Origin of the sequence: Streptococcus infantis (assembly GCF_047463175.1) — a bacterium.
Taxonomy (GTDB): domain Bacteria; phylum Bacillota; class Bacilli; order Lactobacillales; family Streptococcaceae; genus Streptococcus; species Streptococcus infantis_AC.
This window is the reverse complement of the sequence record NZ_JASHEJ010000004.1, coordinates 88,933-115,706: the sequence shown is the minus strand read 5'-3', so window position 1 is coordinate 115,706 and position 26,774 is coordinate 88,933. Positions and strand designations below refer to the sequence as shown.

24 protein-coding genes, 3 tRNA genes, 3 rRNA genes and 1 other RNA gene are annotated in these 26,774 nt (G+C 41.2%); 28 read left to right on the top strand and 3 right to left on the bottom strand.

The features are described from left to right. The 19 genes from QM859_RS08610 to QM859_RS08520 all read left to right on the top strand — a co-directional run bounded on the left by QM859_RS08610 (window position 1) and on the right by QM859_RS08520 (window position 15,422). Window positions 1-72 (top strand) — tRNA-Glu (locus QM859_RS08610). A 229-nt stretch (window positions 73-301) separates the two neighbouring features. Further along, a 16S ribosomal RNA gene (locus QM859_RS08605) occupies window positions 302-1,847 on the top strand. A gap of 50 nt (window positions 1,848-1,897) precedes the next feature. Beyond that, window positions 1,898-1,970 (top strand) — tRNA-Ala (locus QM859_RS08600). A gap of 125 nt (window positions 1,971-2,095) precedes the next feature. Further along, window positions 2,096-4,996: ribosomal RNA gene (locus QM859_RS08595) — 23S ribosomal RNA — on the top strand. A gap of 80 nt (window positions 4,997-5,076) precedes the next feature. Then, window positions 5,077-5,192: ribosomal RNA gene (gene rrf, locus QM859_RS08590) — 5S ribosomal RNA — on the top strand. The 16S, 23S and 5S rRNA genes sit together here with 3 tRNA genes alongside, the layout of an rRNA operon. A gap of 5 nt (window positions 5,193-5,197) precedes the next feature. Beyond that, a tRNA-Asn gene (locus QM859_RS08585) sits at window positions 5,198-5,271 on the top strand. A gap of 199 nt (window positions 5,272-5,470) precedes the next feature. Beyond that, window positions 5,471-5,707, top strand: a complete 237-nt coding sequence (comW, locus tag QM859_RS08580) for a sigma(X)-activator ComW (RefSeq protein WP_006149115.1) — start codon at window positions 5,471-5,473, stop codon at window positions 5,705-5,707. 241 nt (window positions 5,708-5,948) lie between these two features. Beyond that, window positions 5,949-7,235 (top strand): adenylosuccinate synthase, encoded by a 1,287-nt coding sequence (locus QM859_RS08575; protein ID WP_004250345.1) that lies wholly within the window; start codon window positions 5,949-5,951, stop codon window positions 7,233-7,235. A 200-nt stretch (window positions 7,236-7,435) separates the two neighbouring features. Beyond that, window positions 7,436-7,903 carry a tRNA adenosine(34) deaminase TadA gene (gene tadA, locus QM859_RS08570; RefSeq protein ID WP_303407645.1) on the top strand — a complete coding sequence of 156 codons (468 nt, stop codon included), beginning with the start codon at window positions 7,436-7,438 and terminating at the stop codon, window positions 7,901-7,903. Between the two features lie 32 nt (window positions 7,904-7,935). Next, window positions 7,936-8,035, top strand: an RNA gene (ffs, locus tag QM859_RS08565) — signal recognition particle sRNA small type. Between the two features lie 52 nt (window positions 8,036-8,087). Further along, window positions 8,088-8,531, top strand: a complete 444-nt coding sequence (locus QM859_RS08560; protein ID WP_000701988.1) for a dUTP diphosphatase — start codon at window positions 8,088-8,090, stop codon at window positions 8,529-8,531. Continuing rightward, window positions 8,482-9,048: a histidine phosphatase family protein gene (locus QM859_RS08555; protein WP_414262785.1), complete on the top strand. Its 567-nt coding sequence runs from the start codon at window positions 8,482-8,484 to the stop codon at window positions 9,046-9,048. The genes QM859_RS08560 and QM859_RS08555 overlap by 50 nt, the downstream gene beginning before the upstream one ends. A 13-nt stretch (window positions 9,049-9,061) precedes the next feature. Further along, window positions 9,062-10,423: a DNA repair protein RadA gene (radA, locus tag QM859_RS08550; protein ID WP_080581389.1), complete on the top strand. Its 1,362-nt coding sequence runs from the start codon at window positions 9,062-9,064 to the stop codon at window positions 10,421-10,423. A 71-nt stretch (window positions 10,424-10,494) separates the two neighbouring features. Beyond that, window positions 10,495-11,190 (top strand): TIGR00266 family protein, encoded by a 696-nt coding sequence (locus QM859_RS08545; RefSeq protein ID WP_414262784.1) that lies wholly within the window; start codon window positions 10,495-10,497, stop codon window positions 11,188-11,190. Window positions 11,191-11,351: 161 nt separating this feature from the next. Then, window positions 11,352-11,846, top strand: coding sequence for a beta-class carbonic anhydrase (locus tag QM859_RS08540; RefSeq protein ID WP_004250355.1), 495 nt, complete (start codon window positions 11,352-11,354; stop codon window positions 11,844-11,846). 215 nt (window positions 11,847-12,061) lie between these two features. Then, the gene (locus tag QM859_RS08535) at window positions 12,062-13,030 is read left to right on the top strand and encodes a ribose-phosphate diphosphokinase (RefSeq protein ID WP_414262783.1); all 969 of its coding nucleotides are present in this window, start codon (window positions 12,062-12,064) and stop codon (window positions 13,028-13,030) included. Between the two features lie 272 nt (window positions 13,031-13,302). Next, complete coding sequence (abpA, locus tag QM859_RS08530; protein WP_414262782.1) at window positions 13,303-13,932, top strand: amylase-binding adhesin AbpA; 630 nt, start codon at window positions 13,303-13,305, stop codon at window positions 13,930-13,932. A gap of 76 nt (window positions 13,933-14,008) precedes the next feature. After that, entirely contained in the window at window positions 14,009-14,851 is an 843-nt protein-coding gene (gene srtB / locus QM859_RS08525) for a class B sortase, LPKTxAVK-specific (RefSeq protein ID WP_004250360.1), read from the top strand. 133 nt (window positions 14,852-14,984) lie between these two features. Further along, window positions 14,985-15,422 carry a CoA-binding protein gene (locus QM859_RS08520; protein WP_414262781.1) on the top strand — a complete coding sequence of 146 codons (438 nt, stop codon included), beginning with the start codon at window positions 14,985-14,987 and terminating at the stop codon, window positions 15,420-15,422. 28 nt (window positions 15,423-15,450) lie between these two features. Here the strand turns inward: QM859_RS08520 and QM859_RS08515 are convergent, their stop codons facing one another. After that, window positions 15,451-16,461 (bottom strand): YeiH family protein, encoded by a 1,011-nt coding sequence (locus tag QM859_RS08515; protein ID WP_414262780.1) that lies wholly within the window; start codon window positions 16,459-16,461, stop codon window positions 15,451-15,453. A 154-nt stretch (window positions 16,462-16,615) separates the two neighbouring features. Between QM859_RS08515 and QM859_RS08510 the strand changes: the two genes are divergently transcribed. From QM859_RS08510 to QM859_RS08495, 4 genes are read left to right on the top strand one after another with little or no spacing between them, the layout of a single operon-like run. Continuing rightward, on the top strand, window positions 16,616-17,785 hold the full coding sequence (locus QM859_RS08510) for a pyridoxal phosphate-dependent aminotransferase (RefSeq protein WP_414262779.1): 1,170 nt from the start codon (window positions 16,616-16,618) through the stop codon (window positions 17,783-17,785). Beyond that, window positions 17,782-18,552: a DNA repair protein RecO gene (gene recO, locus QM859_RS08505; protein WP_414262778.1), complete on the top strand. Its 771-nt coding sequence runs from the start codon at window positions 17,782-17,784 to the stop codon at window positions 18,550-18,552. Before QM859_RS08510 ends, recO begins: the two co-directional genes overlap by 4 nt. After that, entirely contained in the window at window positions 18,549-19,541 is a 993-nt protein-coding gene (plsX, locus tag QM859_RS08500) for a phosphate acyltransferase PlsX (RefSeq protein WP_414262777.1), read from the top strand. Before recO ends, plsX begins: the two co-directional genes overlap by 4 nt. 10 nt (window positions 19,542-19,551) lie before the next feature. Next, the gene (locus QM859_RS08495) at window positions 19,552-19,788 is read left to right on the top strand and encodes an acyl carrier protein (protein WP_414262776.1); all 237 of its coding nucleotides are present in this window, start codon (window positions 19,552-19,554) and stop codon (window positions 19,786-19,788) included. Between the two features lie 53 nt (window positions 19,789-19,841). Here the strand turns inward: QM859_RS08495 and cysK are convergent, their stop codons facing one another. Both cysK and QM859_RS08485 read right to left on the bottom strand, forming a co-directional pair. After that, on the bottom strand, window positions 19,842-20,768 hold the full coding sequence (gene cysK, locus QM859_RS08490; RefSeq protein WP_414262775.1) for a cysteine synthase A: 927 nt from the start codon (window positions 20,766-20,768) through the stop codon (window positions 19,842-19,844). A gap of 155 nt (window positions 20,769-20,923) precedes the next feature. Then, complete coding sequence (locus QM859_RS08485; RefSeq protein WP_414262774.1) at window positions 20,924-21,559, bottom strand: YigZ family protein; 636 nt, start codon at window positions 21,557-21,559, stop codon at window positions 20,924-20,926. Window positions 21,560-21,614: 55 nt separating this feature from the next. Between QM859_RS08485 and QM859_RS08480 the strand changes: the two genes are divergently transcribed. From QM859_RS08480 to rplI, 5 genes are all read left to right on the top strand, one after another. Continuing rightward, complete coding sequence (locus tag QM859_RS08480; RefSeq protein ID WP_414262773.1) at window positions 21,615-22,913, top strand: DEAD/DEAH box helicase; 1,299 nt, start codon at window positions 21,615-21,617, stop codon at window positions 22,911-22,913. After that, entirely contained in the window at window positions 22,910-23,572 is a 663-nt protein-coding gene (locus QM859_RS08475) for a ComF family protein (protein ID WP_414262772.1), read from the top strand. Before QM859_RS08480 ends, QM859_RS08475 begins: the two co-directional genes overlap by 4 nt. Window positions 23,573-23,651: 79 nt before the next feature. Next, on the top strand, window positions 23,652-24,200 hold the full coding sequence (gene hpf / locus QM859_RS08470) for a ribosome hibernation-promoting factor, HPF/YfiA family (protein ID WP_414262771.1): 549 nt from the start codon (window positions 23,652-23,654) through the stop codon (window positions 24,198-24,200). Between the two features lie 151 nt (window positions 24,201-24,351). Then, the gene (locus tag QM859_RS08465) at window positions 24,352-26,325 is read left to right on the top strand and encodes a GGDEF domain-containing protein (protein ID WP_462217806.1); all 1,974 of its coding nucleotides are present in this window, start codon (window positions 24,352-24,354) and stop codon (window positions 26,323-26,325) included. Then, window positions 26,322-26,774, top strand: a complete 453-nt coding sequence (rplI, locus tag QM859_RS08460) for a 50S ribosomal protein L9 (RefSeq protein WP_004250991.1) — start codon at window positions 26,322-26,324, stop codon at window positions 26,772-26,774. The genes QM859_RS08465 and rplI overlap by 4 nt, the downstream gene beginning before the upstream one ends.

The following is a 26,774-nucleotide window of genomic DNA, read 5'->3' as shown; positions in this document are numbered from 1 at the left end:
GGTCCGTTGGTCAAGGGGTTAAGACACCGCCTTTTCACGGCGGTAACACGGGTTCGAATCCCGTACGGACTATGAGTGTATCGCGGTTGGTGGAAATAGGAATTAAAAAAAGTTAAAAAAACCTGTTGACAGAGAAAAGTGACTGTGATATACTAATATAGTTGTCGTAAGCGCGACAAAGACCTTTGAAAACTGAACAAGACGAACCAATGTGCAGGGCACTATAACTTAAGGTTATAGTACTGAACAATGAAAAAAACAATAAATCTGTCAGTGACAGAAATGAGTGAGAACTCAAACTTTTAATGAGAGTTTGATCCTGGCTCAGGACGAACGCTGGCGGCGTGCCTAATACATGCAAGTAGAACGCTGAAGGAGGAGCTTGCTTCTCCGGATGAGTTGCGAACGGGTGAGTAACGCGTAGGTAACCTGCCTGGTAGCGGGGGATAACTATTGGAAACGATAGCTAATACCGCATAACAGTAGATATCGCATGATAGCTGCTTGAAAGGTGCAATTGCACCACTACCAGATGGACCTGCGTTGTATTAGCTAGTTGGTGAGGTAACGGCTCACCAAGGCGACGATACATAGCCGACCTGAGAGGGTGATCGGCCACACTGGGACTGAGACACGGCCCAGACTCCTACGGGAGGCAGCAGTAGGGAATCTTCGGCAATGGACGGAAGTCTGACCGAGCAACGCCGCGTGAGTGAAGAAGGTTTTCGGATCGTAAAGCTCTGTTGTAAGAGAAGAACGAGTGTGAGAGTGGAAAGTTCACACTGTGACGGTATCTTACCAGAAAGGGACGGCTAACTACGTGCCAGCAGCCGCGGTAATACGTAGGTCCCGAGCGTTGTCCGGATTTATTGGGCGTAAAGCGAGCGCAGGCGGTTAGATAAGTCTGAAGTTAAAGGCTGTGGCTTAACCATAGTACGCTTTGGAAACTGTTTAACTTGAGTGCAAGAGGGGAGAGTGGAATTCCATGTGTAGCGGTGAAATGCGTAGATATATGGAGGAACACCGGTGGCGAAAGCGGCTCTCTGGCTTGTAACTGACGCTGAGGCTCGAAAGCGTGGGGAGCAAACAGGATTAGATACCCTGGTAGTCCACGCCGTAAACGATGAGTGCTAGGTGTTAGACCCTTTCCGGGGTTTAGTGCCGTAGCTAACGCATTAAGCACTCCGCCTGGGGAGTACGACCGCAAGGTTGAAACTCAAAGGAATTGACGGGGGCCCGCACAAGCGGTGGAGCATGTGGTTTAATTCGAAGCAACGCGAAGAACCTTACCAGGTCTTGACATCCCTCTGACCGCTCTAGAGATAGAGTTTTCCTTCGGGACAGAGGTGACAGGTGGTGCATGGTTGTCGTCAGCTCGTGTCGTGAGATGTTGGGTTAAGTCCCGCAACGAGCGCAACCCCTATTGTTAGTTGCCATCATTCAGTTGGGCACTCTAGCGAGACTGCCGGTAATAAACCGGAGGAAGGTGGGGATGACGTCAAATCATCATGCCCCTTATGACCTGGGCTACACACGTGCTACAATGGTTGGTACAACGAGTCGCAAGCCGGTGACGGCAAGCTAATCTCTTAAAGCCAATCTCAGTTCGGATTGTAGGCTGCAACTCGCCTACATGAAGTCGGAATCGCTAGTAATCGCGGATCAGCACGCCGCGGTGAATACGTTCCCGGGCCTTGTACACACCGCCCGTCACACCACGAGAGTTTGTAACACCCGAAGTCGGTGAGGTAACCATTTGGAGCCAGCCGCCTAAGGTGGGATAGATGATTGGGGTGAAGTCGTAACAAGGTAGCCGTATCGGAAGGTGCGGCTGGATCACCTCCTTTCTAAGGATAAGGAATGCACATTGGTCTTGTTTAGTCTTGAGAGGTCTTGTGGGGCCTTAGCTCAGCTGGGAGAGCGCCTGCTTTGCACGCAGGAGGTCAGCGGTTCGATCCCGCTAGGCTCCATTGGTGAGAGATCACCAAGTAATGCACATTGAAAATTGAATATCTATATCAAATAGTAACAAGAAAATAAACCGAAAACGCTGTAGTATTAATAAGAGTTTATGACTGAAAGGTCAAAAAAGTAAGGTTAAGTTAATAAGGGCGCACGGTGGATGCCTTGGCACTAGGAGCCGAAGAAGGACGTGACAAACGACGATATGCCTTGGGTAGCTGTAAGTAAGCGATGATCCAGGGATTTCCGAATGGGGGAACCCAACAGGTACTACCTGTTACCCATATCTGTTAAGGATATGAGGAGGAAGACGCAGTGAACTGAAACATCTAAGTAGCTGCAGGAAGAGAAAGCAAAAGCGATTGCCTTAGTAGCGGCGAGCGAAACGGCAGGAGGGCAAACCGAAGAGTTTACTCTTCGGGGTTGTAGGACTGCAATTTGGACTCAAAGATTATAGAAGAATGACATGGGAAGGTCAGCCAAAGAGAGTGAGAGCCTCGTATTTAAAATAGTCTTTGTACCTAGCAGTATCCTGAGTACGGCGAGACACGTGAAATCTCGTCGGAATCTGGGAGGACCATCTCCCAACCCTAAATACTCCCTAGTGACCGATAGTGAACCAGTACCGTGAGGGAAAGGTGAAAAGCACCCCGGGAGGGGAGTGAAATAGAACCTGAAACCGTGTGCCTACAACAAGTTCGAGCCCGTTAATGGGTGAGAGCGTGCCTTTTGTAGAATGAACCGGCGAGTTACGATATGATGCGAGGTTAAGTTGAAGAGACGGAGCCGTAGGGAAACCGAGTCTGAATAGGGCGCTTTAGTATTATGTCGTAGACCCGAAACCATGTGACCTACCCATGAGCAGGTTGAAGGTGCGGTAAGACGCACTGGAGGACCGAACCAGGGCACGTTGAAAAGTGCTTGGATGACTTGTGGGTAGCGGAGAAATTCCAAACGAACTTGGAGATAGCTGGTTCTCTCCGAAATAGCTTTAGGGCTAGCGTCGACATTAGAGATTCTTGGAGGTAGAGCACTGTTTGGGTGAGGGGTCCATCCCGGATTACCAATCTCAGATAAACTCCGAATGCCAATGAATTATGGTCGGCAGTCAGACTGCGAGTGCTAAGATCCGTAGTCGAAAGGGAAACAGCCCAGACCACCAGCTAAGGTCCCAAAATAATTGTTAAGTGGAAAAGGATGTGGGGTTGCACAGACAACTAGGATGTTAGCTTAGAAGCAGCTATTCATTCAAAGAGTGCGTAATAGCTCACTAGTCGAGTGACCCTGCGCCGAAAATGTACCGGGGCTAAAACAATTTACCGAAGCTGTGGATACCTTTATAGGTATGGTAGGAGAGCGTTCTATGTGTGGAGAAGGTGTACCGTGAGGAGCGCTGGAACGCATAGAAGTGAGAATGCCGGTATGAGTAGCGAAAGACAGGTGAGAATCCTGTCCACCGTAAGACTAAGGTTTCCAGGGGAAGGCTCGTCCGCCCTGGGTTAGTCGGGACCTAAGGAGAGACCGAAAGGTGTATCCGATGGACAACAGGTTGATATTCCTGTACTAGAGTATGTAGTGATGGAGGGACGCAGTAGGCTAACTAAAGCAGACGATTGGAAGTGTCTGTCTAAGCAGTGAGGTGTGAATTGAGTTAAATGCTTAATTCTATAACATTGAGCTGTGATGGGGAGCGAAGTTTAGTAGCGAAGTTAGTGACGTCACACTGCCAAGAAAAGCTTCTAGCGTTTAACATACTCTACCCGTACCGCAAACCGACACAGGTAGTCGAGGCGAGTAGCCTCAGGTGAGCGAGAGAACTCTCGTTAAGGAACTCGGCAAAATGACCCCGTAACTTCGGGAGAAGGGGTGCTGACTTTACGTCAGCCGCAGTGAATAGGCCCAAGCAACTGTTTATCAAAAACACAGCTCTCTGCTAAATCGTAAGATGATGTATAGGGGGTGACGCCTGCCCGGTGCTGGAAGGTTAAGAGGAGTGCTTAGCGCAAGCGAAGGTATGAATTGAAGCCCCAGTAAACGGCGGCCGTAACTATAACGGTCCTAAGGTAGCGAAATTCCTTGTCGGGTAAGTTCCGACCCGCACGAAAGGCGTAATGATTTGGGCACTGTCTCAACGAGAGACTCGGTGAAATTTTAGTACCTGTGAAGATGCAGGTTACCCGCGACAGGACGGAAAGACCCCATGGAGCTTTACTGCAGTTTGATATTGAGTGTCTGTACCACATGTACAGGATAGGTAGGAGTCTATGAGATCGGGACGCCAGTTTCGAAGGAGACGTTGTTGGGATACTACCCTTGTGTTATGGCCACTCTAACCCGGATAGGTGATCCCTATCGGAGACAGTGTCTGACGGGCAGTTTGACTGGGGCGGTCGCCTCCTAAAAGGTAACGGAGGCGCCCAAAGGTTCCCTCAGAATGGTTGGAAATCATTCGCAGAGTGTAAAGGTATAAGGGAGCTTGACTGCGAGAGCTACAACTCGAGCAGGGACGAAAGTCGGGCTTAGTGATCCGGTGGTTCCGTATGGAAGGGCCATCGCTCAACGGATAAAAGCTACCCTGGGGATAACAGGCTTATCTCCCCCAAGAGTTCACATCGACGGGGAGGTTTGGCACCTCGATGTCGGCTCGTCGCATCCTGGGGCTGTAGTCGGTCCCAAGGGTTGGGCTGTTCGCCCATTAAAGCGGCACGCGAGCTGGGTTCAGAACGTCGTGAGACAGTTCGGTCCCTATCCGTCGCGGGCGTAGGAAATTTGAGAGGATCTGCTCCTAGTACGAGAGGACCAGAGTGGACTTACCGCTGGTGTACCAGTTGTCTTGCCAAAGGCATCGCTGGGTAGCTATGTAGGGAAGGGATAAACGCTGAAAGCATCTAAGTGTGAAACCCACCTCAAGATGAGATTTCCCATGATTTTATATCAGTAAGAGCCCTGAGAGATGATCAGGTAGATAGGTTAGAAGTGGAAGTGTGGCGACACATGTAGCGGACTAATACTAATAGCTCGAGGACTTATCCAAAGTAACTGAGAATACGAAGCGTGATTAGTTTTTAAGTGAAATTTGAAAGATATTCAATTTTGAGTAGGTATTACTCAGAGTTAAGTGACGATAGCCTAGGAGATACACCTGTACCCATGCCGAACACAGAAGTTAAGCCCTAGAACGCCGGAAGTAGTTGGGGGTTGCCCCCTGTGAGATATGGAAGTCGCTTAGCTTTTATCCGCCATAGCTCAGTTGGTAGTAGCGCATGACTGTTAATCATGATGTCGTAGGTTCGAGTCCTACTGGCGGAGTAGTTAAACGTTCTAAGGAACGTTTTTTTGTTTTCTCGGTTTTATTTACCAGGGTTTTTCAGAGTTTTTTTCATCTATTTTTACTTTTTTTCTTTGTTTTAGGTTTGTTCAGCTTAAAATTTTTACTTTATAGAAATATTTGTCTATTTTTTTACCCTTTCTGATAAACTTGTTTTATCAATAAGAAAGGTTTTTTTATATGCTTCAAAAATATTATGATCGATCTTTGGTTTTTCTAAAGCAAATCGAAAATGAATATTCAATTTTATTTCAAAGTACTGATGAATGGGAATTACTTCATCTTAAATTTTTACTTTATTATTTAATTCGTTTTAAGATTAAGAATGAGAAGGATTTTCTTCTCTGTCATTTTAGAGCAGCATACCGGATTTATCTTAATTATCTATTAGGGCAAAATTTAAATTATTCATTTTGATAAAATTTCATTTCATTTATTACGAACAATATTAAGTAATTTATAAAAAATTATTTAGATTATACTAATTTTTTGGATTTTTTTTAATCAAAAGTAAAAGAATTCCCTAATCTTTTCTAGTGTTAATTCTTGATAAAATAGGCTTTTTTTCTTATAATAAATTGTAAGATATTATTGTGGGTGAGAGTCCCACCATGTATATGAGAAAGGACGAGCCTTTTGGCTCAGACGAAAAATTATTATGACTTCAGTTGTTGTTGTAGGTACCCAATGGGGTGATGAAGGTAAAGGGAAAATTACAGATTTTCTTTCAGCTAATGCGGAAGTGATTGCTCGTTACCAAGGCGGAGATAATGCAGGTCACACAATTGTTATTGATGGAAAGAAATTTAAATTGCACTTGATTCCTTCAGGTATCTTCTTCCCAGAAAAAATCTCTGTAATTGGTAATGGGATGGTAGTAAATCCTAAATCTCTTGTCAAAGAATTGTCTTATTTGCATGAAGAAGGTGTTACAACAGATAATCTTAGAATTTCTGATCGTGCGCATGTTATTTTGCCTTATCACATTGAGTTAGACCGTCTTCAAGAAGAAGCTAAGGGTGATAACAAGATTGGGACGACAATTAAAGGAATTGGTCCAGCCTATATGGACAAGGCAGCTCGTGTTGGAATTCGTATTGCGGATCTTTTGGATAAAGAAATCTTCCGTGAACGTTTAGAACGTAATCTTGCTGAGAAAAATCGTCAATTTGTAAAATTGTATGATAGTGAACCTATTTCAATTGATGATATTTTTGAAGAATACTATGAGTATGGCCAACAAATCAAGCAATATGTGACTGATACTTCTGTTATCTTGAACGACGCGCTTGATAATGGTAAACGGGTTCTCTTTGAGGGTGCACAAGGCGTTATGCTTGATATTGACCAAGGTACTTATCCATTTGTTACTTCATCAAACCCAGTGGCTGGTGGTGTGACAATTGGTTCTGGAGTAGGTCCAAGCAAGATTGACAAAGTTGTCGGTGTATGTAAGGCTTATACAAGTCGTGTAGGTGATGGTCCTTTCCCAACTGAGCTATTTGATGAAGTTGGTGATCGTATTCGTGAAGTGGGGCATGAGTATGGAACAACTACTGGGCGTCCTCGTCGTGTGGGTTGGTTCGACTCAGTTGTTATGCGTCATAGCCGTCGTGTTTCTGGTATCACAAATCTCTCTTTGAACTCTATTGATGTTTTGAGTGGCTTGGATACAGTAAAAATCTGTGTGGCTTATGATCTTGATGGTCAACGTATTGATTACTACCCAGCTAGTCTCGAACAATTGAAACGTTGTAAACCAATCTACGAAGAATTGCCTGGTTGGTCTGAAGATATCACTGGAGTACGTAATTTGGAAGACCTTCCTGAAAATGCACGTAACTATGTTCGCCGTGTTAGCGAATTGGTGGGTGTTCGTATTTCAACATTCTCAGTAGGTCCTGGTCGTGAACAGACAAATATTTTAGAAAGTGTTTGGTCATAGGAGATTTTTTAAGATTTGTTTAAGACAGGTCGGATATACTAAAGACAGTTACAAGAAGACCTCCTAACTTGTTGTAACAAATTTCCTAAACTTTTCTTTTTCATAATAATCTCCCTATAAAGTCACCGCATTTGGTGGCTTTTTTTGTCTAAAAAAACGTGGTATAATTGTAGAGTTGATAGCTAGGAAAGAGAGAAGAAATGGATTACACGCTTGAAGAAAAAGAAGTTTTTATGAGAGAGGCCTTAAAGGAAGCAGAGATTGCTTTAGAGCATGATGAAATCCCCATTGGTTGTGTCATTGTTAAGGACGGACAAATTATTGGTCGTGGGCATAATGCTCGTGAGGAGTTGCAACGGGCAGTTATGCATGCGGAAATTATGGCCATAGAGAATGCTAATTTGAGCGAAGAGAGCTGGCGCTTGCTCGATTGTACCCTTTTTGTGACCATTGAGCCTTGCGTCATGTGTAGTGGGGCAATTGGTCTTGCTCGTATTCCAAAGGTTATTTACGGGGCTAAGAACCAAAAATTTGGTGCTGCTGGGAGTCTGTACGATATCTTGACGGATGAACGTCTCAATCATCGTGTAGAGGTTGAAACAGGGATTTTAGAGGATGAGTGCGCAGGGATTATGCAGGACTTTTTCCGTAATAGACGTAAAAAATAATTTCTCTTTAAAAATAGAGGAGAATGTGGTATAATAAACAGTGGAGCAACAGTTCTGCGTGAAGCGGGTCAGGGGAGGAATCCAGCAGCCCTAAGCGAGTGTGAATTGTGTGCTCTTTTTTCGTGCTTTTTTCGAATAAATAAGATAAAATAGCCTAGAATAAATGATTAAAAAGAGGAATAATATGAAAATTCGTGGTTTTGAATTAGTTTCTAGTTTTACAGATGAAAATTTGCTACCAAAGCGTGAGACAGCGCATGCAGCTGGTTACGACTTAAAGGTTGCGGTGCGTACGGTTATCGCTCCAGGAGAGATTGTTCTCGTCCCAACGGGTGTTAAGGCTTATATGCAGCCGACTGAAGTGCTCTATCTTTATGACCGTTCATCAAATCCTCGTAAAAAAGGTTTGGTCTTGATTAACTCTGTGGGTGTCATTGACGGAGACTATTATGGTAATCCAGGGAATGAGGGACATATCTTTGCGCAGATGAAGAATATCACAGATCAAGAAGTTGTTCTTGAAGTTGGAGAACGTGTAGTTCAGGCTGTCTTTGCACCATTTTTAATCGCTGATGGAGATGAGGCAGACGGAGTTCGTACTGGTGGGTTTGGATCAACTGGGCACTAAGATGAAGATTATCTTTGTACGTCATGGAGAGCCAGATTACCGTGAGTTAGAGGAGCGTTCTTATACGGGATTTGGGATAGACTTGGCCCCTTTATCGGTGAAAGGAAGACAACAAGCTCAGGAACTTTGCAAAAATCCTTTGTTTGACTCAGCTGATATACTGGTGTCTTCTGCAGTGACACGAGCATTAGAAACGGCTTCTTATGTATCTTGTGCTACTGGGCTTCCTTTGAGAGTGGAGCCATTATTGCATGAATGGCAGGTCTATGAAAGTGGCATAGATAGATTTGAAGAAGCTAGAAGACTATTTTTAGAAAATAATGGGGAGTTGCTCCCAAATTCTCCTGTTCAATATGAGACAGCTGTAGAGATGAAGACTCGTTTTCTAGAATGCATGGCTAAGTATCGGGAACATCAAACTGTGGTAGTTATAGCCCATCGAATGCTGATACGGCAGTTTGTGGCAAATGATAAGATTGATTTTTGTCAAGTGATTGAGTGTGAGATAGAGATTTAGAAAGAGGTTTATCATCGCAAAGAAAAAGGCGACATTTGTGTGTCAAAATTGTGAATATAATTCCCCCAAGTATCTAGGACGCTGTCCAAACTGTGGAGCTTGGTCTTCTTTTGTGGAGGAGGTTGAGGTTGCAGAGGTCAAGAATGCGCGTGTGTCCTTGACGGGTGAGAAAACTAAGCCAATGAAACTGGCTGAAGTAACATCTATCAATGTTAATCGAACTAAGACCGAGATGGAGGAGTTTAATCGTGTACTAGGTGGAGGTGTGGTCCCAGGAAGTCTCGTCCTCATTGGTGGGGATCCTGGAATCGGGAAATCAACGCTTCTTTTACAAGTTTCGACCCAGCTGTCTCAAGTGGGAACAGTTCTTTATGTTAGTGGTGAAGAGTCTGCTCAACAGATCAAACTCCGTGCAGAGCGCTTGGGTGATATCGACAGTGAGTTTTATCTCTATGCTGAGACCAATATGCAGAGCGTTCGTGCAGAAGTCGAACGTATCCAGCCGGATTTCCTTATCATCGATTCGATTCAGACCATTATGTCTCCTGAAATTTCAGGGGTACAAGGATCGGTTTCCCAAGTACGTGAGGTTACAGCTGAACTCATGCAGCTGGCCAAGACCAATAACATTGCTATCTTTATCGTAGGGCATGTGACCAAGGAAGGAACTTTGGCGGGACCTCGAATGTTGGAACATATGGTAGATACGGTTCTTTACTTTGAAGGGGAGCGCCACCATACATTCCGTATCTTGAGAGCAGTTAAAAACCGTTTTGGCTCGACCAACGAGATTGGAATCTTTGAGATGCAGTCAGGTGGCTTGGTTGAAGTTCTTAATCCTAGTGAGGTATTTCTGGAAGAACGCTTGGATGGAGCGACTGGCTCGTCCATCGTTGTTACAATGGAAGGAACACGTCCAATTCTTGCGGAAGTGCAGGCGTTGGTGACGCCGACCATGTTTGGAAATGCTAAGCGTACGACGACAGGGCTTGATTTCAATCGTGCTAGCTTAATTATGGCTGTTTTGGAAAAACGTGCAGGGCTTCTCTTGCAAAATCAGGATGCCTATCTCAAATCAGCTGGTGGTGTCAAATTAGATGAACCTGCTATTGACCTGGCTGTTGCAGTTGCTATTGCTTCTAGCTACAAGGACAAGCCAACCAATCCTCAGGAATGTTTTGTAGGAGAACTTGGTTTGACAGGAGAGATTCGGCGCGTGAATCGTATCGAGCAACGCATCAATGAAGCTGCTAAGCTTGGATTTACAAAAATCTATGTACCAAAAAATTCCCTAACAGGTATAAAGCCACCTAAGGAAATTCAGGTGATTGGGGTGACGACTATTCAGGAAGTCTTGAAAAAAGTATTCTCCTAATCGTTTTACTCAGGTTTAGATTACTAATTATTTTATTGCTAACATTTATTAAAAGTAAGGAGGAATTTCTGATGAAATTTTCTATGGATAGTCACATGCAGTTTCCTTTGGTAGAGTTGTCGCTCAACCAGGGAGAAACGGTCTTTATTCAGCGTGGTAGCATGGTCTACCACACACCTAATGTAAGTCTCAATACCCAGCTCAATGCAAGCGGTTCTGGTTTGGGACGTTTTGTCAAAGCTGTAGGGCGTTCAATGGTTTCTGGTGAAAGTACCTTTATCACTCAAGCTGTTGCAGAGTCTGACAACGGAAACCTTGCTTTAGCACCAGATACTCCTGGTCAAGTGATTGCTCTTGAGCTAGGAGAAAAGCAGTATCGATTGAATGATGGGGCCTTTTTAGCTCTTGATGGTACAGCTTTCTATACAATGGAGCGCCAGTCTATTGGGAAAGCTCTGTTCGGAGGGCAAGGCGGTCTCTTTGTGATGACAACCCAAGGTCAGGGAACTCTTTTGGCCAATGCTTTTGGATCTATTAAGAAAATTGAGTTGCAAAACCAAGAAATAACGATTGACAATGCCCATGTGGTGGCTTGGAGTCAATCTCTGGACTATGATATCCACTTAGAAAATGGCTTCTGGCAGTCTATAGGTACGGGCGAAGGAGTGGTGAATACCTTCCGAGGTACCGGTGAGGTCTATGTACAAAGTCTCAATCTTCAGAGCTTTGCAGGCTCTCTTAACAAGTATATCCAAAAAAGTTCATAATATTAAAAAACTAGGACAGAAACCCAAGCTAGTTGCTGGATGTCTCTGTCCCAGTTTTTTTATATGAAAGTTGACAGCTGACAAGACAAAGAAAAGATGGTAAGATAGGAGATAAATAATTTGGTGTTCAAATTATCTGGCAGGCTAGAAAGTGAGTTGTCATGTCCTATTTTGAAAATTTTTTAAAAGCCAATCAAGCTTATGTAGAACTACATGGAGATTTGCATTTATCCATTAAACCCAAGACCAAGGTTGCAATCGTAACTTGTATGGATTCGCGTCTACACGTTGCGCCAGCTCTGGGGCTAGCTCTGGGAGATGCCCATATTTTACGGAATGCGGGTGGTCGAGTGACTGAGGATATGATTCGTTCACTTGTAATTTCCCAACAACAAATGGGGACGAGAGAAATTGTGGTTCTTCATCATACAGACTGCGGGGCTCAAACCTTCAATAACGAGGATTTTCAAGAGCACCTAAAATGTGAATTGGGAGTTGATGTATCTGGGCAGGACTTTTTACCGTTTCAAGACATCGATGAGAGTGTTCGAGAGGATATGAAATTGCTGCGAGAATGCCCCTTAATTCCAGATGATGTTATTATTTCAGGAGCAGTTTACGATGTGGATACAGGTAGTATGAGGGAGATATACTAACTTTCTAATTAAAAGCTTCTGGAGTAGCATGAAGTAGGATGAGAAAATTGACAAGTTTCACCTTTGATATCACTAATATAAGATAGTATAAGATAAGAGTATAAAAGTCTACTCTTGTCTTATTTTTTATTGAAAAATTGAGAAAAAAGCGCTACAATGGTAGATGGAAAAATGTTGTGAAAAACACAAGTGATACATAAATACCGGAGGAAATCATGTCTTTTTCTGATTTAAAGCTGTTTGCCCTTTCTTCAAATAGAGAATTGGCAGAGCGTGTGGCGCAAGAGATTGGGATAGAGTTGGGAAAATCGACTGTTCGTCAATTTTCAGACGGAGAAATTCAAGTTAATATCGAAGAATCGATCCGTGGAAAACACGTCTTTATTCTACAATCAACTAGCTCACCAGTAAATGATAATCTACTTGAGATTTTGATTATGGTTGACGCTTTGAAGCGCGCGAGTGCAGAATCTGTCAACGTTGTTATGCCTTACTATGGTTATGCACGTCAGGATAGAAAGGCAAGAGCGCGTGAGCCAATCACTGCAAAACTCGTTGCAAATATGCTTGAGGTCGCTGGAGTTGATCGTTTGTTGACGATTGATTTGCACGCTGCACAGATTCAAGGTTTCTTTGATATTCCGGTGGATCACTTGATGGGTGCTCCATTGATTGCGGATTACTTTGAGCGTCGTGGCATGGTTGGTTCCGACTATGTCGTTGTCAGCCCGGACCACGGTGGGGTGACTCGTGCTCGTAAATTAGCAGAATTTTTGAAAACTCCAATTGCCATTATCGACAAGCGTCGTAGTGTAGACAAGATGAATACTAGTGAAGTTATGAATATCATTGGTAAGGTAGAAGGTAAGACTTGTATCTTGATTGACGATATGATTGATACAGCTGGAACCATTTGTCATGCGGCGGATGCTCTAGCAGAAGCAGGAGCTGTTGAAGTTTACGCAAGTTGTACGCACCCAGTTCTTTCTGGTCCAGCAATGGAGAATATCCAGAAATCAGCCATTAAAAAATTGGTTGTTTTGGATACTATCTATCTTCCAGAAGAACGTTTGATTGATAAGATTGAACAAATTTCTATCGCTCATCTCCTAGGTGATGCTATTGTACGTATCCATGAAAAACGTCCTCTTTCTCCATTATTTAGTATTGATAAGACTATTTAAATTTACAGTTGAGGAAATAAAAAAACGCTCATTAATTCAGAACCCTATCGCTCATAGATGTCAGTATTGTTCGGATTTTAAATGTTTTTGTATCAATTGTTTCAAGAATATTATTTGATTTTTTAAATTAGAATGAATTTTACTTATTTTTTACCAGAAAAAAATAAATTTATTTTAAAAAAAGCTTGACAACTTAGATTTATATGATATAATTTGATGTAATAAGGATTATCCTTATAATTAAATTTTAAAATTAAAGAGGAGATAAAACAATGAAGAAAGTTTTATTATCATCAGTAGCAGCTCTTGCAGTATTTTCTGTAGCAGCTCCAGCATTTGCATCTGACAATTCATATAGCTCAAATGCATTGATTCAAAAACACTACGTTTCAGAACGCGACATCGCTGACGAAGCAAACACACAAGTAGCAGCACACGAAGCTGAAATTAACGCTGAAGCTGAAAACGATGCAGCAGTTGTAGCAGCAAAACAAGCTCTTGAAGCATACGGATCAGGTCACCTTTACGGCGATTACGTTGCTAAACTTGAAGCAGCTCGTACTGAAGCACGTAATGTTGTACGCAACAAATATGTAGCTCGCCTTCAAGATGCATACCGTGACACTGCTTATGCTGAAGGTAAATACTGGAACGATCCAACTGGCGTTCAAGACAACAAAACAAAAGACATGCGTGATCAAGAAGATAAAGCTCTTAACCATGGTGTAGCTGAACAAGTATCTCCTGATCAAGCAGCAGCTGACCAAGCAGCAACTCAACCAGAAGGTGGTAAACCAGGTGCTGTAGACCAAGCTAAAAAAGCAGATGCAGCAGCTAAAAAAGCAGGAGCTTCTGCAAAAGCAGGTCAAAAAGCCCTTCCAAAAACACACGCTGTTAAATAATTTATTTATTTGGTGAAGTATACTATCACTGAAACTTTGTTTCAGTGATTTTTTTAGTAAATAACGAGGTAGAAAAATGAGTGGACACTCTAGAACAAAGAAAACACCAATTACTAAAATAATTGCTTCTATCGCAGCAGTAGCTATCGTTGCTTTGGGAGGCTTGTTTATATATAATAACAGCTTCTCAGCATCAAGTGAGAATAAGACGACTGAAACTACCGTTACCCAGGAAGCGTCAAAGCAAGCTTATACTGCTAGCGAGGAAGAAAAGGAATATCTCTCTAATAAATTTAAAGGTTTACTTGCAACAAACTCTGAAACTGTGGGGTATGTATATATTCCGGGTACACAGTTAGATGAACCAGTCGTTCAAACAACGGATAATGCGACTTATTTAGATAAGCGCTTTGATGGAGTTAACGAGCCTTTAATGGGGACAGTCTTTATGGACGCTGATAACAAGAAGGATTTTAGCGATCGATTAACTTGGTTATTTGGTCACGCTCGTGGTAGTAAAGTTCCTGATCACCGTATGTTTAAAGATGTGAACTATTTCAGTCGCCAAGAATATTTTGATGCACACCCTTATGTTGTCATTGAAACTCCAGAGAGAAAGTACTATTATGAAGCTGTTGCCATGATTATTGTTCCAGAAGAAACAGCTTTTTACCGTACTTCTTTTGATGATGATGCAGATTTTGAGAAACAGCTAACTACTATTTATGATACTGCAGAGGTTAAGAAACCAAATGTCAAGGTATCAGCTAAGGATAAATATCTTGTGCTTTCTACTTGTCGTGAAGAAGATGATACGATTCGTGCCAATCTCTACCTTCGACAAATTCCTGATTCAGAGTTGAGTGACTTTGTCAAACAACACGGAGAAAGCCTTCAGTATAAACCAACAAGAGAATAATCTTTAAATAAAATCTTTATGATCCTCTTAAAATTAAATGAATAGTTTAATTTTAAGAGGATTTTTTATTTTCATAGCAAATTTCTACAAACCCTTTCAAAATATGCTATACTGATGAAAAAGGAGGGTTTCTATGACTCAAGAATTTATCAATCCAAGTGATGGAGTGATCCGTCGGTATCTAGCAACCAGTAAAACTCTAGCTGTAGTAGGCTTATCCGATCGTGAGGAAACAACTAGCAATCGAGTGACTAAAGAAATGCAGGCTCGTGGCTATAAAATTATTCCAGTTAACCCTAAAGCTGCAGGTGGCGAGATTTTGGGAGAAAAGGCTTATGCCAGTCTAGCTGAGCTTCCTTTTCCTGTAGATATCGTCAACGTATATCGTCGCAGTGAATTTTTACCGGATGTAGCACGTGATTTTCTCAAAGCGGATGCCAAGATTTTTTGGGCGCAACTAGGGCTTGAAAGTTTGGAAGCAGAAGAAATCTTGCGTGATGGAGGATGCAATGATATCGTGATGAATCGTTGCATAAAGAGAGAACATACACGATTGATTCTAGAACAATAAAAAAGTAGCTGAAAAGCTACTTTTTTTATTAAAAACTACCGATGAGTGACTGCATACCAAGACTAGTCAGGATGATAGCAATCCAGCAAAGGGTTCCGAGAAGAATAGATTTGCCGCTGGATTTGACCATGGCGATGAGGTTGGTTTTGAGACCGATGGCACTCATGGCCATGATGATGAGGAATTTGGAGAGTTGCTTGAGAGGTGCAAAGAAGTTATTGCTGACACCGAATGAAGTGAGAATGGTCGTTAGCAGAGAAGCTAGGATAAAGTAGAGAATGAAAACGGGGAAGATTTTTTTAAGCTTTACCCCTTGGTTGTTGCCTTGTTGACGGCTTTGCCAATAGGATAAAAAGAGAGTAATAGGGATAATAGCCAGGGTGCGTGTCAGTTTGACAATAGTGGCAGACTCAAGAGTGTTTGTATTGTAAAGACTATCCCAGGCGCTAGCTGTAGCTGTTACAGAGGAAGTATCGTTGACAGCAGTACCCGCAAATAGAGCAAAACCTTCGTTGGAGAGATGAAGCCAAGAACCTAAAGTTGGGAAGATGAGAGCCGCCAAGACATTGAAGAAAAAGATAACAGAAATGGCTTGGGCCACTTCTTTTTCCTTGGCATGGATAACAGGAGCTGTCGCAGCAATGGCAGAACCTCCACAGATAGAAGACCCAACTCCAATCAAGGTAGCTAGCTTTGTATCCATGTTAAAAAATCGTTGGAAAAAGAAAGCAATAATTAAAGCGATAGAAATGGTCGAAAGGATAACAGGGAGGGAAGATTTTCCAACTGCGAAAACTTGTGAGATATTGAGTCCAAAACCCAGTAAGATAACAGCATACTGAAGCAGTTTTTTGGAGCTATAAGTCAAGCCGGCTTCCAGTTGTGTATAGGAAGTGATAAAAGGATGGAGAATCATTCCGATAAAAATGGCAAAAACTGGTGCTCCTACAACAGGCAGAAAATCTCCTAAAACCCAAGAAATGATAGATATAATAAGACAGGCTAACAGTCCTGCCCAATTCTTTGATAGAAATGACATAAAAACCTCCGAAAATAAGCACTTCTTATTATAATCTTGTCTGTCAGAAAAGTAAAATAGAAAGTAGGAATAAGGTTGTAAATTAACGGAATTTTGCGGTCAGAGAGCTTTTGTAGTATAATAGATATATGTTCTTTGATCAAGGAGGATATATATGGACTTAACCAAACGCTTTAATAAACAATTAGATAAGATACAAGTTTCCTTGATTCGTCAATTTGACCAGGCTATTTCAGAGATTCCTGGTGTCCTGCGATTGACCTTGGGAGAACCAGATTTTACAACGCCAGATCATGTCAAGGAAGCTGCAAAGCGAGCCATTGATCAAGACCAATCCTACTATACAGGGATGAGTGGTTTGTTGACATTGCGTCAGGCGGCGAGTGATTTTGTAAAAGAGAAATATCAGCTAGACTACAATCCAGAGAATGAAATCTTGGTCACAATTGGTGCGACAGAAGCTTTATCAGCCACTCTGACAGCTATTTTGGAGGAAGGAGACAAGGTTCTCTTGCCAGCTCCTGCCTATCCTGGCTATGAGCCAATAGTTAATCTAGTTGGTTCAGAGATTGTCGAGATTGACACAACTGAAAATGGTTTTGTTTTGACGCCTGAGATGTTGGAAAAAGCGATTTTAGAGCAGGGTGACAAGCTCAAGGCAGTTATTCTCAACTATCCAGCCAACCCTACAGGAATTACCTATAGTCGCGAACACTTGGAAGCCTTGGCAGCTGTTTTACGTAAGTATGAGATTTTCGTAGTCTGTGATGAAGTCTACTCAGAATTGACCTATACAGGGGAAAATCATGTATCTTTGGGAACTATGTTGAGAGATCAGGCAATTATCATTAACGGTCTTTCTAAATCCCATGCCATGACAGGTTGGCGTTTAGGTTTTATCTTTGCACCAGCAAACTTCACAGCTCAACTCATCAAGAGTCATCAGTATTTGGTAACTGCTGCAAACACCATGGCGCAACATGCTGCAGTAGAAGCCTTAACAGCTGGTAAGAACGATGCAGAACCCATGAAGAAGGAATATATCCAGCGTCGGGACTATATTATCAACAAGATGACTGACCTTGGTTTTGAGATTATCAAACCAGATGGGGCTTTTTATATCTTTGCTAAGATTCCGGCAGGCTATAATCAAGATTCCTTTGCTTTTCTGAAAGATTTTGCCCAGAAGAAGGCTGTTGCTTTTATCCCTGGTGCTGCCTTTGGACAGTATGGAGAAGGCTATGTTCGCCTATCTTATGCAGCTAGCATGGGAACCATTAGAGAAGCTATGAAACGACTTGAGGAGTACATGAGAGAAGCATGATTCAATCGATTACGAGTCAGGGTTTAGTACTTTACAATCGAAATTTTCGAGAGGATGATAAGCTTGTTAAAATCTTTACAGAACAGGCAGGCAAGCGCATGTTTTTTGTCAAACACGCCGGCCAATCCAAACTAGCTCCTGTCATTCAACCTTTAGTCTTAGCTCATTTTCTCCTAAAAGTCAATGACGATGGACTTAGTTATATAGAAGATTATCATGAGGTGAAGACTTTTCCGAAAATCAATAGTGACCTCTTTGTTATGGCTTATGCAACTTACGTTGCAGCCTTGGCAGATGCGAGTTTGCAGGATAACCAAGAAGATGCTCCCTTATTTGCTTTTTTGCAAAAGACTTTAGAGCTGATGGAAGAGGGTCTGGATTATCAAGTTTTGACAAATATTTTTGAAATTCAAATATTGACACGTTTTGGAATCAGTCTCAACTTTAATGAGTGTACCTTTTGTCATCGTGTGGGGCAAGCCTTTGACTTCTCCTTCAAATACGGGGGTTGTCTTTGTCCCGCTCATTACCATGAAGATGAGAAACGATGTCATTTAAATCCCAATATTCCTTATCTGCTCAATCAATTTCAAGCCATTGATTTTGAGACCTTGGAGACTATCTCACTTAAGGCCGAAATCAAGCAGGACTTGCGCAAGTTTATGGACCAAATCTACGAGGAATATGTCGGCATTCATCTGAAATCAAAGAAATTTATTGATTCCCTAGCCGACTGGGGCCAACTACTGAAAGAGGAAGACAAATGAAAAAAATCGCAGTTGATGCAATGGGTGGCGATTACGCACCACAAGCTATTGTAGAGGGAGTTAATCAAGCCCTTGCTGACTTTTCAGATATTGAGATTCAACTTTACGGAGACGAAAGTAAAATCAAACAATATCTAACAGCCGCAGAGCGCGTTAGCATTGTCCATACAGATGAAAAAATCGACTCAGACGATGAGCCTACAAAAGCTATCCGCAAGAAGAAAAATGCTAGCATGGTATTGGCGGCCAAGGCTGTCAAAGACGGAGAGGCAGATGCAGTTCTTTCTGCAGGAAATACAGGTGCCTTGTTAGCAGCAGGATTCTTCATCGTTGGTCGTATCAAAAATATCGATCGACCAGGTCTTATGTCAACCTTGCCAACTATTGATGGAAAAGGTTTTGACATGCTTGACCTTGGTGCTAATGCAGAAAATACAGCTCATCACCTGCATCAATACGCTATTCTAGGTTCCTTCTATGCTAGAAATGTTCGTGGTATTGAAAAACCTCGTGTAGGTTTGCTTAATAACGGGACAGAGAGCAGCAAGGGAGATCCACTCCGCAAGGAAGCCTATGACCTATTAGTGGCTGACGAGAGTTTGAATTTCGTCGGGAACGTGGAAGCGCGTGATTTGATGGATGGTGTTGCTGATGTAGTCGTAACAGATGGTTTCACGGGAAACGCTGTTCTCAAAGCTATTGAAGGGACTGCTATGGGTATCATGGGCTTGCTTAAAAATGCTATTGTAGGTGGCGGTCTTAGAGCCAAGCTAGGGGCTTTCCTTCTTAAGGATAACCTCAGAGGTTTGAAAAAACAGCTCAACTATTCAGATGTTGGAGGTGCGGTTCTGTTTGGTGTTAAGGCACCAGTAGTTAAGACTCATGGCTCAAGTGATGTCAAGGCTGTCTATAGCACAATACGCCAGATTCGTACCATGCTTGAGACAGATGTAGTTGCTCAAACTGCGCGTGAATTTTCAGAGGAATAAGGAGAACAATATGACAGAACAACAAATTTTTGACCGTATCGTAACCATCATTCAAGAGCGTCAAGGAGAAGACTTTGTCGTAACCGAAAACTTGAGCTTAAAGGACGATTTGGATGCTGATTCAGTAGATTTGATGGAATTTGTCCTAACCATTGAGGATGAATTTGGAATTGAGATTAGTGATGAAGAAATTGACAACCTCCAAAGTATCGCAGACGTATTAGTAATCATTAAAAATAGAATATAAGAAAAAGCAACATGCTGGTCATGTTGCTTTTTCTATTTAGTGTATTTAGGAGACTACACTTCGAATTCATAGAGTGCTGTAGATAGGTAACGTTCTCCGTTATCTGGTGCAAGCGCAAGGACTTTTTTACCTGCCCCCAGTTTTTTAGCAACTTCGATTGCTGCATAGATAGCTGCGGCAGAAGAAATACCTACCAAGAAGCCTTCTTTTCCACCAATTTCGCGACCAAGTGCAAGAGCATTGTCTGATGTCACGCGAACAATACCATCATAAGCTTCTGTATCAAGTGTTTCTGGGATGAATCCTGCAGAGATACCTTGAATTTTGTGAGGTCCTGGTTTTTCACCTGATAAGATTGCTGACTCGTCTGCCTCAACTGCAAAAACTTGAATGTCTGAATTAGCCGATTTAAGAGCGTGAGAGACACCAGAAATAGTTCCTCCAGTACCTACACCAGCAACAAAGGCATCTAAACCATCAGCTCCGAAATCAGCTAGAATTTCAGCTCCTGTTGTTCTTTCGTGAACTTCTGGGTTAGCTTGGTTATTAAACTGTAATGGTAGGAAACCATCGCGTTCAGCAACAATTTCTTGCGCTTTTGCAATCGCACCTTTCATTCCTTCACTACCGGGAGTGAGGACTAGTTCAGCACCATAAACTTGGATGATCTTACGGCGTTCAACACTCATTGTTTCAGGCATAACGATGACAACTTTATAACCTTTAGCAGCACCAACCCATGAAAGACCGATACCAGTGTTCCCGCTTGTTGCTTCTACAATAGTAGATCCTGGTTTCAGTTTACCCTCTTGCTCTGCTTTTTCAATCATGCTGAGAGCAATGCGGTCCTTAACAGATGAACCTGGGTTAAAAGCTTCTAGTTTTACGTAAACGTCTGCCGCACCTTCTGGTACAATGTTATTCAATTTAACAATCGGTGTTTTTCCGATAAGTTCTGTGATATTGTTATAAATAGCCATGTTAGCACCTCTTTATATAAGATGCTTCTAGTATAACGCTATCTTAAACTTTTGTAAAATATAGAAATCCTATCGAAGCGATAGGATTTTTTTATAACAATCAGAAAAATAGTCAGTGTAAATCTAAAAATTGAGGGAAGGTATTTTAAAGTGCTTTACACAAGGTTTACAGGAATTTCAACTTCTCGTAAGCCTTGATCTGTTAGGATAACTTTCCCATTAAAAAATTCTATGAGGGCAGCTTTGGTATCCTCTTCATCTTCTTTATCGACAAAGATAATTGTGTCAACTTGATCTGTAAAGTTGGTTTCGAGTTCCATAAGATTATGTTCTTTAAGAAAATTTCCATACTCTTGATATTGAGCATAGCTCATTTGAATTTGAATCCCTGCTTGTTCTTTAATTTCAACAATTCCAATTTCTTTGACAGCTAAGGCAACACTACCTGCATAAGCGCGAATAAGACCTCCTGCTCCCAGTTTGATACCACCAAAATATCTGGTAACAACTACACAAACATTGGTCAAATTGTGATTTTCTAGAACTCCTAGCATAGGTACACCAGCAGTTCCACTTGGTTCCCCATCATCACTGGTTCGCTTGATTTCACTGCGCTCACCGATAATAAAAGCAGAGCAGTTGTGGGTAGCCTTATAGTGTTGTTTTTTGATAGCAGTGATAAAGTCACGAGCTTCTTCTTCACTATAGACACGTTTTGCATGACAAATAAATCGTGATTTTTTGATTTCTTCTTGGACTTGTCCGTCCTCTTTTATCGTTCTAAATTCCATATTTTTATTGTACTAAAAAATAGTCTAAAATTCTATATTTTACGAATAAAGAAGTATGAAAATAAATCCAAATTATCTTGGTCGACTTTTTACAGAACAAGAATTAAGCCCTGAAGAACGACAACTGGCGGAGAAGCTGCCAAGCATGAGAAAAGAGAAGGGGAAACTCTTCTGTCAACGATGTGATAGTATGATTCAAGATGAATGGTCTCTACCTATTAATGCTCATTACTGCCGAGAATGTTTGTTGATGAAGCGAGTTAGGAGTGATCAGGCCTTATATTATTTCCCTCAAGAAGATTTTCCTAAACAAGATGTTCTTATATGGAAGGGACAATTGACTCCATTTCAAGAGAAAGTATCAGAAGGCTTACTTCAAGCAGTAGAGAAGCAGCAAGCGACTTTAGTTCATGCAGTGACTGGCGCTGGGAAGACAGAGATGATTTATAAAGTTGTTGCGAAAGTTATTAATGATGGTGGCGCAGTTTGTCTAGCAAGTCCACGGATAGATGTTTGTTTGGAATTGTATAAGCGATTGCAGAATGACTTTGCTTGCGAAATAGCTTTACTGCATGGTGAGTCTGAACCATACTTTCGGACACCACTAGTTGTTGCAACAACTCATCAATTATTAAAGTTTTATCACGCTTTTGATTTACTAATAGTAGATGAAGTAGATGCATTCCCCTATGTTGACAACAAGATGCTTTACAAAGCTGTAAAGAATTGTGTAAAGGAAAATGGACTCAGAATTTTTCTCACCGCAACTTCTACAGATGAGTTGGATAAGAAGGTTCGCTTAGGGGAGCTAAAACGACTAAGCCTGCCAAGGCGGTTCCATGGAAATCCTTTAATTATTCCAAAACCCGTTTGGCTATCTGATCTGGATAAATGTTTGGATGAGTTTCGCCTACCACCAAAGCTAAAAAGATATGTTGAAAACCAGAGAAGAACTGGCTACCCCTTACTAATATTTGCATCAGAAATTACAAAGGGAGAAAAGTTGAAGGAAATCTTACAAGAGAAACTTCCAGATGAGAAAATTGGTTTCGTATCCTCAGTTACTGAAGATAGATTAGAGCAAGTTCAAGCTTTTAGGGATAGGGAATTGACCATATTGATAAGCACAACAATATTGGAGCGCGGAGTTACCTTCCCTTGTGTTGATGTCTGTGTCGTAGAAGCAAACCATCGTCTTTTTACAAAATCAAGCCTCATTCAAATTGGAGGACGTGTAGGTCGCAGCATGGATAGACCTACAGGAGATCTAATTTTCTTTCATAATGGATTAAATCGTTCGATTAAGAATGCTATAAAGGAAATTAAACTGATGAACAAGGAGGCTAGCTTATGACTTGTTTACTATGTGGACAGCATTTGAAAAGCAGGCTAACTTTTAGCAATCTTCTTTTGTTGAAAAAGGAGGAGGATTCACTTTGTTTAGCTTGTTTCTCAAGTTTTGAAATGATTGGGGAAGAACATTGTCCAAATTGTCATAAAAAAGGAGTGTCAAATTTGTGTCAAGATTGTCAACTTTGGTGTAAAGAAGGGATTGAAGTAAGCCATGAAGCGATTTTTAGTTATAATCAAGCCATGAAAGACTTCTTTAATCGTTACAAATTTGATGGCGATTATATTCTCCGAAAAGTTTTTGCATTGATTTTAAATGAGAATTTAAAAAAATACAAGGATTATCATTTTATTTTAATACCGTTAAGCCCTGAGAGGTATGCAAAAAGAGGTTTTAATCAGGTTGCAGGCCTAATAGAAGCTGCAGGACTTTCCCATCTGGATGTATTAGGGAAAAGAGAAGAGAAAGCAAGTTCTTCTAAAAATCGTTCGGAGCGTTTGGCCACGGAACTTCCGTTTTTTATTAAAGAAGACAGTAGGATTCCAAAGAAGATTCTATTGATTGATGATATTTATACGACAGGATCGACTGTTAACCGTGTCAAGAGTATGCTAGAGAATGCAGGAGCAGAAGAGGTTAAAACTTTTTCCCTCGTAAGATGAGGAAAAAGATTGCAAAAAGATAATGAAAGCGTTATAATAAATGTAGAAAAACAAATATGTTTAGAAAGAAGGTACTTATATGATTAAATATAGTATCCGTGGTGAAAACCTAGAAGTAACTGAAGCAATTCGTGATTATGTAGTTTCTAAACTCGAAAAGATCGAAAAATACTTCCAAGCAGATCAAGAATTAGATACGCGTGTCAATTTGAAAGTGTATCGTGAAAAGACTGCTAAGGTAGAAGTAACAATTCCGCTTGGGTCTATAACTCTTCGTGCAGAAGACGTTTCTCAAGATATGTATGGATCTATTGATTTGGTGACAGATAAGATTGAACGTCAAATCCGTAAAAATAAAACTAAAATTGAACGTAAGAACAGAAATAAAGTTTCTACTAGCCAACTATTTACAGATGCCTTGGTAGAAGAGACAGATGCTGCTCAACCTAAAGTTGTTCGTTCAAAACAAATTGATTTAAAACCAATGGACCTTGAAGAAGCACTTCTTCAGATGGACTTATTGGGCCATGATTTCTTCATTTATATCGATGTTGAAGATGAAACTACAAATGTCATTTATCGACGCGAAGATGGAGATATTGGTCTTCTTGAAGTAAAAGAATCATAATATGTAATATGCTTAGACTAAAAAGGTGGTTTACACTAGTGTAAACCACCTTTTGTGTTCATGAATACTACATTGAGCACAAGTGCTACTCCTTCTTTAAAGGTCGCTTTTTCAGTGCAAATATGGTATAATATTGCGCAAGAGGTTTGTAATGAAAAAAAATGAAATGAATCCCTTTTTTATATACTTATTTGTTGGGATTGCCTTTATAATCATGACTGTATTGGTTATTTTTCTTCAAAATAACCTAGTCACAATAGCATGCTTATTTTTCTTAATGGTGGCATTTCTTTTGCTATTTTATTTTCAGAAGAAGTCTTATCAAAAAACAGAAATTGAACAAATCCAATACGTAAACCATCAGGCGGAAGATAGTTTAAGTTCACTCTTAGAACAGATGCCGGTTGGAGTTGTCAAACTAAACATGGAAAGTAGTGAGATTGAGTGGTTCAATCCCTACGCAGAGTTAATGCTGACAACGGAAGATGGAGAAATTGACCTTCCTCAAGTTCAAGAAATTATAAAAACATCCATATCTTCTCCTGGAATTTATGCAAATGTGGGAGAAAAACGTTATGCGGTACATCTAGATAGAAATTCTGGTGTACTCTACTTTTTTGACGTTTCTGGAGAGTACGAAGCCACAGTAGAATTGGTTACAAGTCGCCCTGTTATTGGTATTATTTCGGTAGATAATTATGATGATTTAGAGGACGAAACATCTGAATCTGACATCAGTCACATTAATAGTTTTGTTGCGAATTTTGTCGCAGAGTTTACCGGAAAACATCAGATATTTTCTCGTAGAGTGACCATGGATCGTTTCTACTTATTTACCGACTATACGGTATTAGAGCAATTGATGCAGGATAAATTTTCTGTAATTGATACCTTCCGTGAAGAAGCTAAGCAGAGAGATTTAGCCTTAACCATGAGTATGGGCTTGTCATACGGTGATGGCGATCATGAGGGTATTGGTAAAGTTGCTTTATCAAATCTCAACCTTGCAGAAGTTCGAGGTGGAGACCAGGTCGTTGTAAAAGAAAATGATGAGACGAAAAATCCAATTTATTTTGGTGGTGGTTCTGCAGCTTCTATTAAGCGAACAAGAACACGTACGAGAGCAATGATGACGGCAATCTCTGAAAAGTTGAGAAGTGTTGACCATGTCTTCGTGGTTGGTCATAAAAACTTAGACATGGATGCTTTAGGCTCTGCTGTTGGTATGCAATTGTTCTCGAGTAACGTCTTGGATGAAAGTTATGTGGTCTATGATGCAGAACAAATGTCTCCGGACATTCATCGTGCCATTCAATTCATAGAGAATGAGGGAGTAACAAAACTCATACCTCTAACTCAAGCTATGGGAATGGTCACTAATCGTTCCTTGCTAGTGATGGTCGACCACTCTAAGACAGCTTTAACCTTGTCAAAAGAGTTTTATGATTTGTTTACACAAACCATCATTATTGACCACCATAGACGAGATCAGGATTTTCCGGAAAATGCTGTTATCACCTATATCGAGAGTGGAGCAAGTAGCGCGAGCGAGCTTGTAACAGAGTTAATTCAATTCCAAAACTCTAAGAAAGCTCGCTTAAGTCGTATCCAAGCCAGTGTTCTTATGGGCGGTATGATGCTGGATACTAAGAATTTCACCTCTCGTGTAACTAGCCGAACCTTTGACGTGGCAAGTTATCTAAGAACACGTGGTAGTGATAGTATTGTAATTCAAGAACTTGCGGCGACTGACTTTGAAGAGTATCGATTGGTTAATGAGCTAATCTTGCAAGGACAGGCCGTACAACCTTCTATTCTTGTAGCTCAGGCCAAGGATGGTAAGGAGTATGATATTGTAGTGATTAGTAAAGCAGCTGATACTATGTTAGCTATGTCAGGTATTGAAGCTAGCTTTGTCATTGCTAAAAACAGCCAAGGTGATATTTCCATTTCTGCACGAAGTCGAAGTAAGATCAATGTGCAACGGATTATGGAAGAGTTGGGAGGTGGAGGCCACTTCAACCTGGCAGCTGCCCGACTGACAGATATGACTCTGCAAGAAGCAGGTGATAAACTAAAAACCGTTATTTCTAATGAAATTAGAGAAAAGGAGACAGAAGAATGAAAGTAATCTTTTTAGCAGATGTAAAAGGCAAAGGAAAAAAAGGCGAAATCAAGGAAGTGCCAACAGGTTATGCGCAAAACTTTTTGATTAAGAAAAACCTTGCTAAAGAAGCGACTTCTCAAGCAATTGGTGAGTTGCGCGGGAAGCAAAAATCTGAAGAAAAAGCACATGCTCAACTTCTTGCAGAAGCACAAGAAATTAAGGCGAAACTTGAAGCAGAAGAAACAATTGTTGAGTTTGTTGAAAAAGTTGGTCCAGATGGAAGAACTTTTGGTTCAATTACTAGCAAGAAAATTGCGGAAGAGCTCCAAAAACAATTTGGAATTAAAATTGATAAACGTCATATTCAAGTTCAATCTCCAATTCGAGCAGTTGGCTTGATTGATGTTCCGGTAAAAATTTATCAGGATGTAACTAGTGTCATCAATCTTCGTGTAAAAGAAGGATAA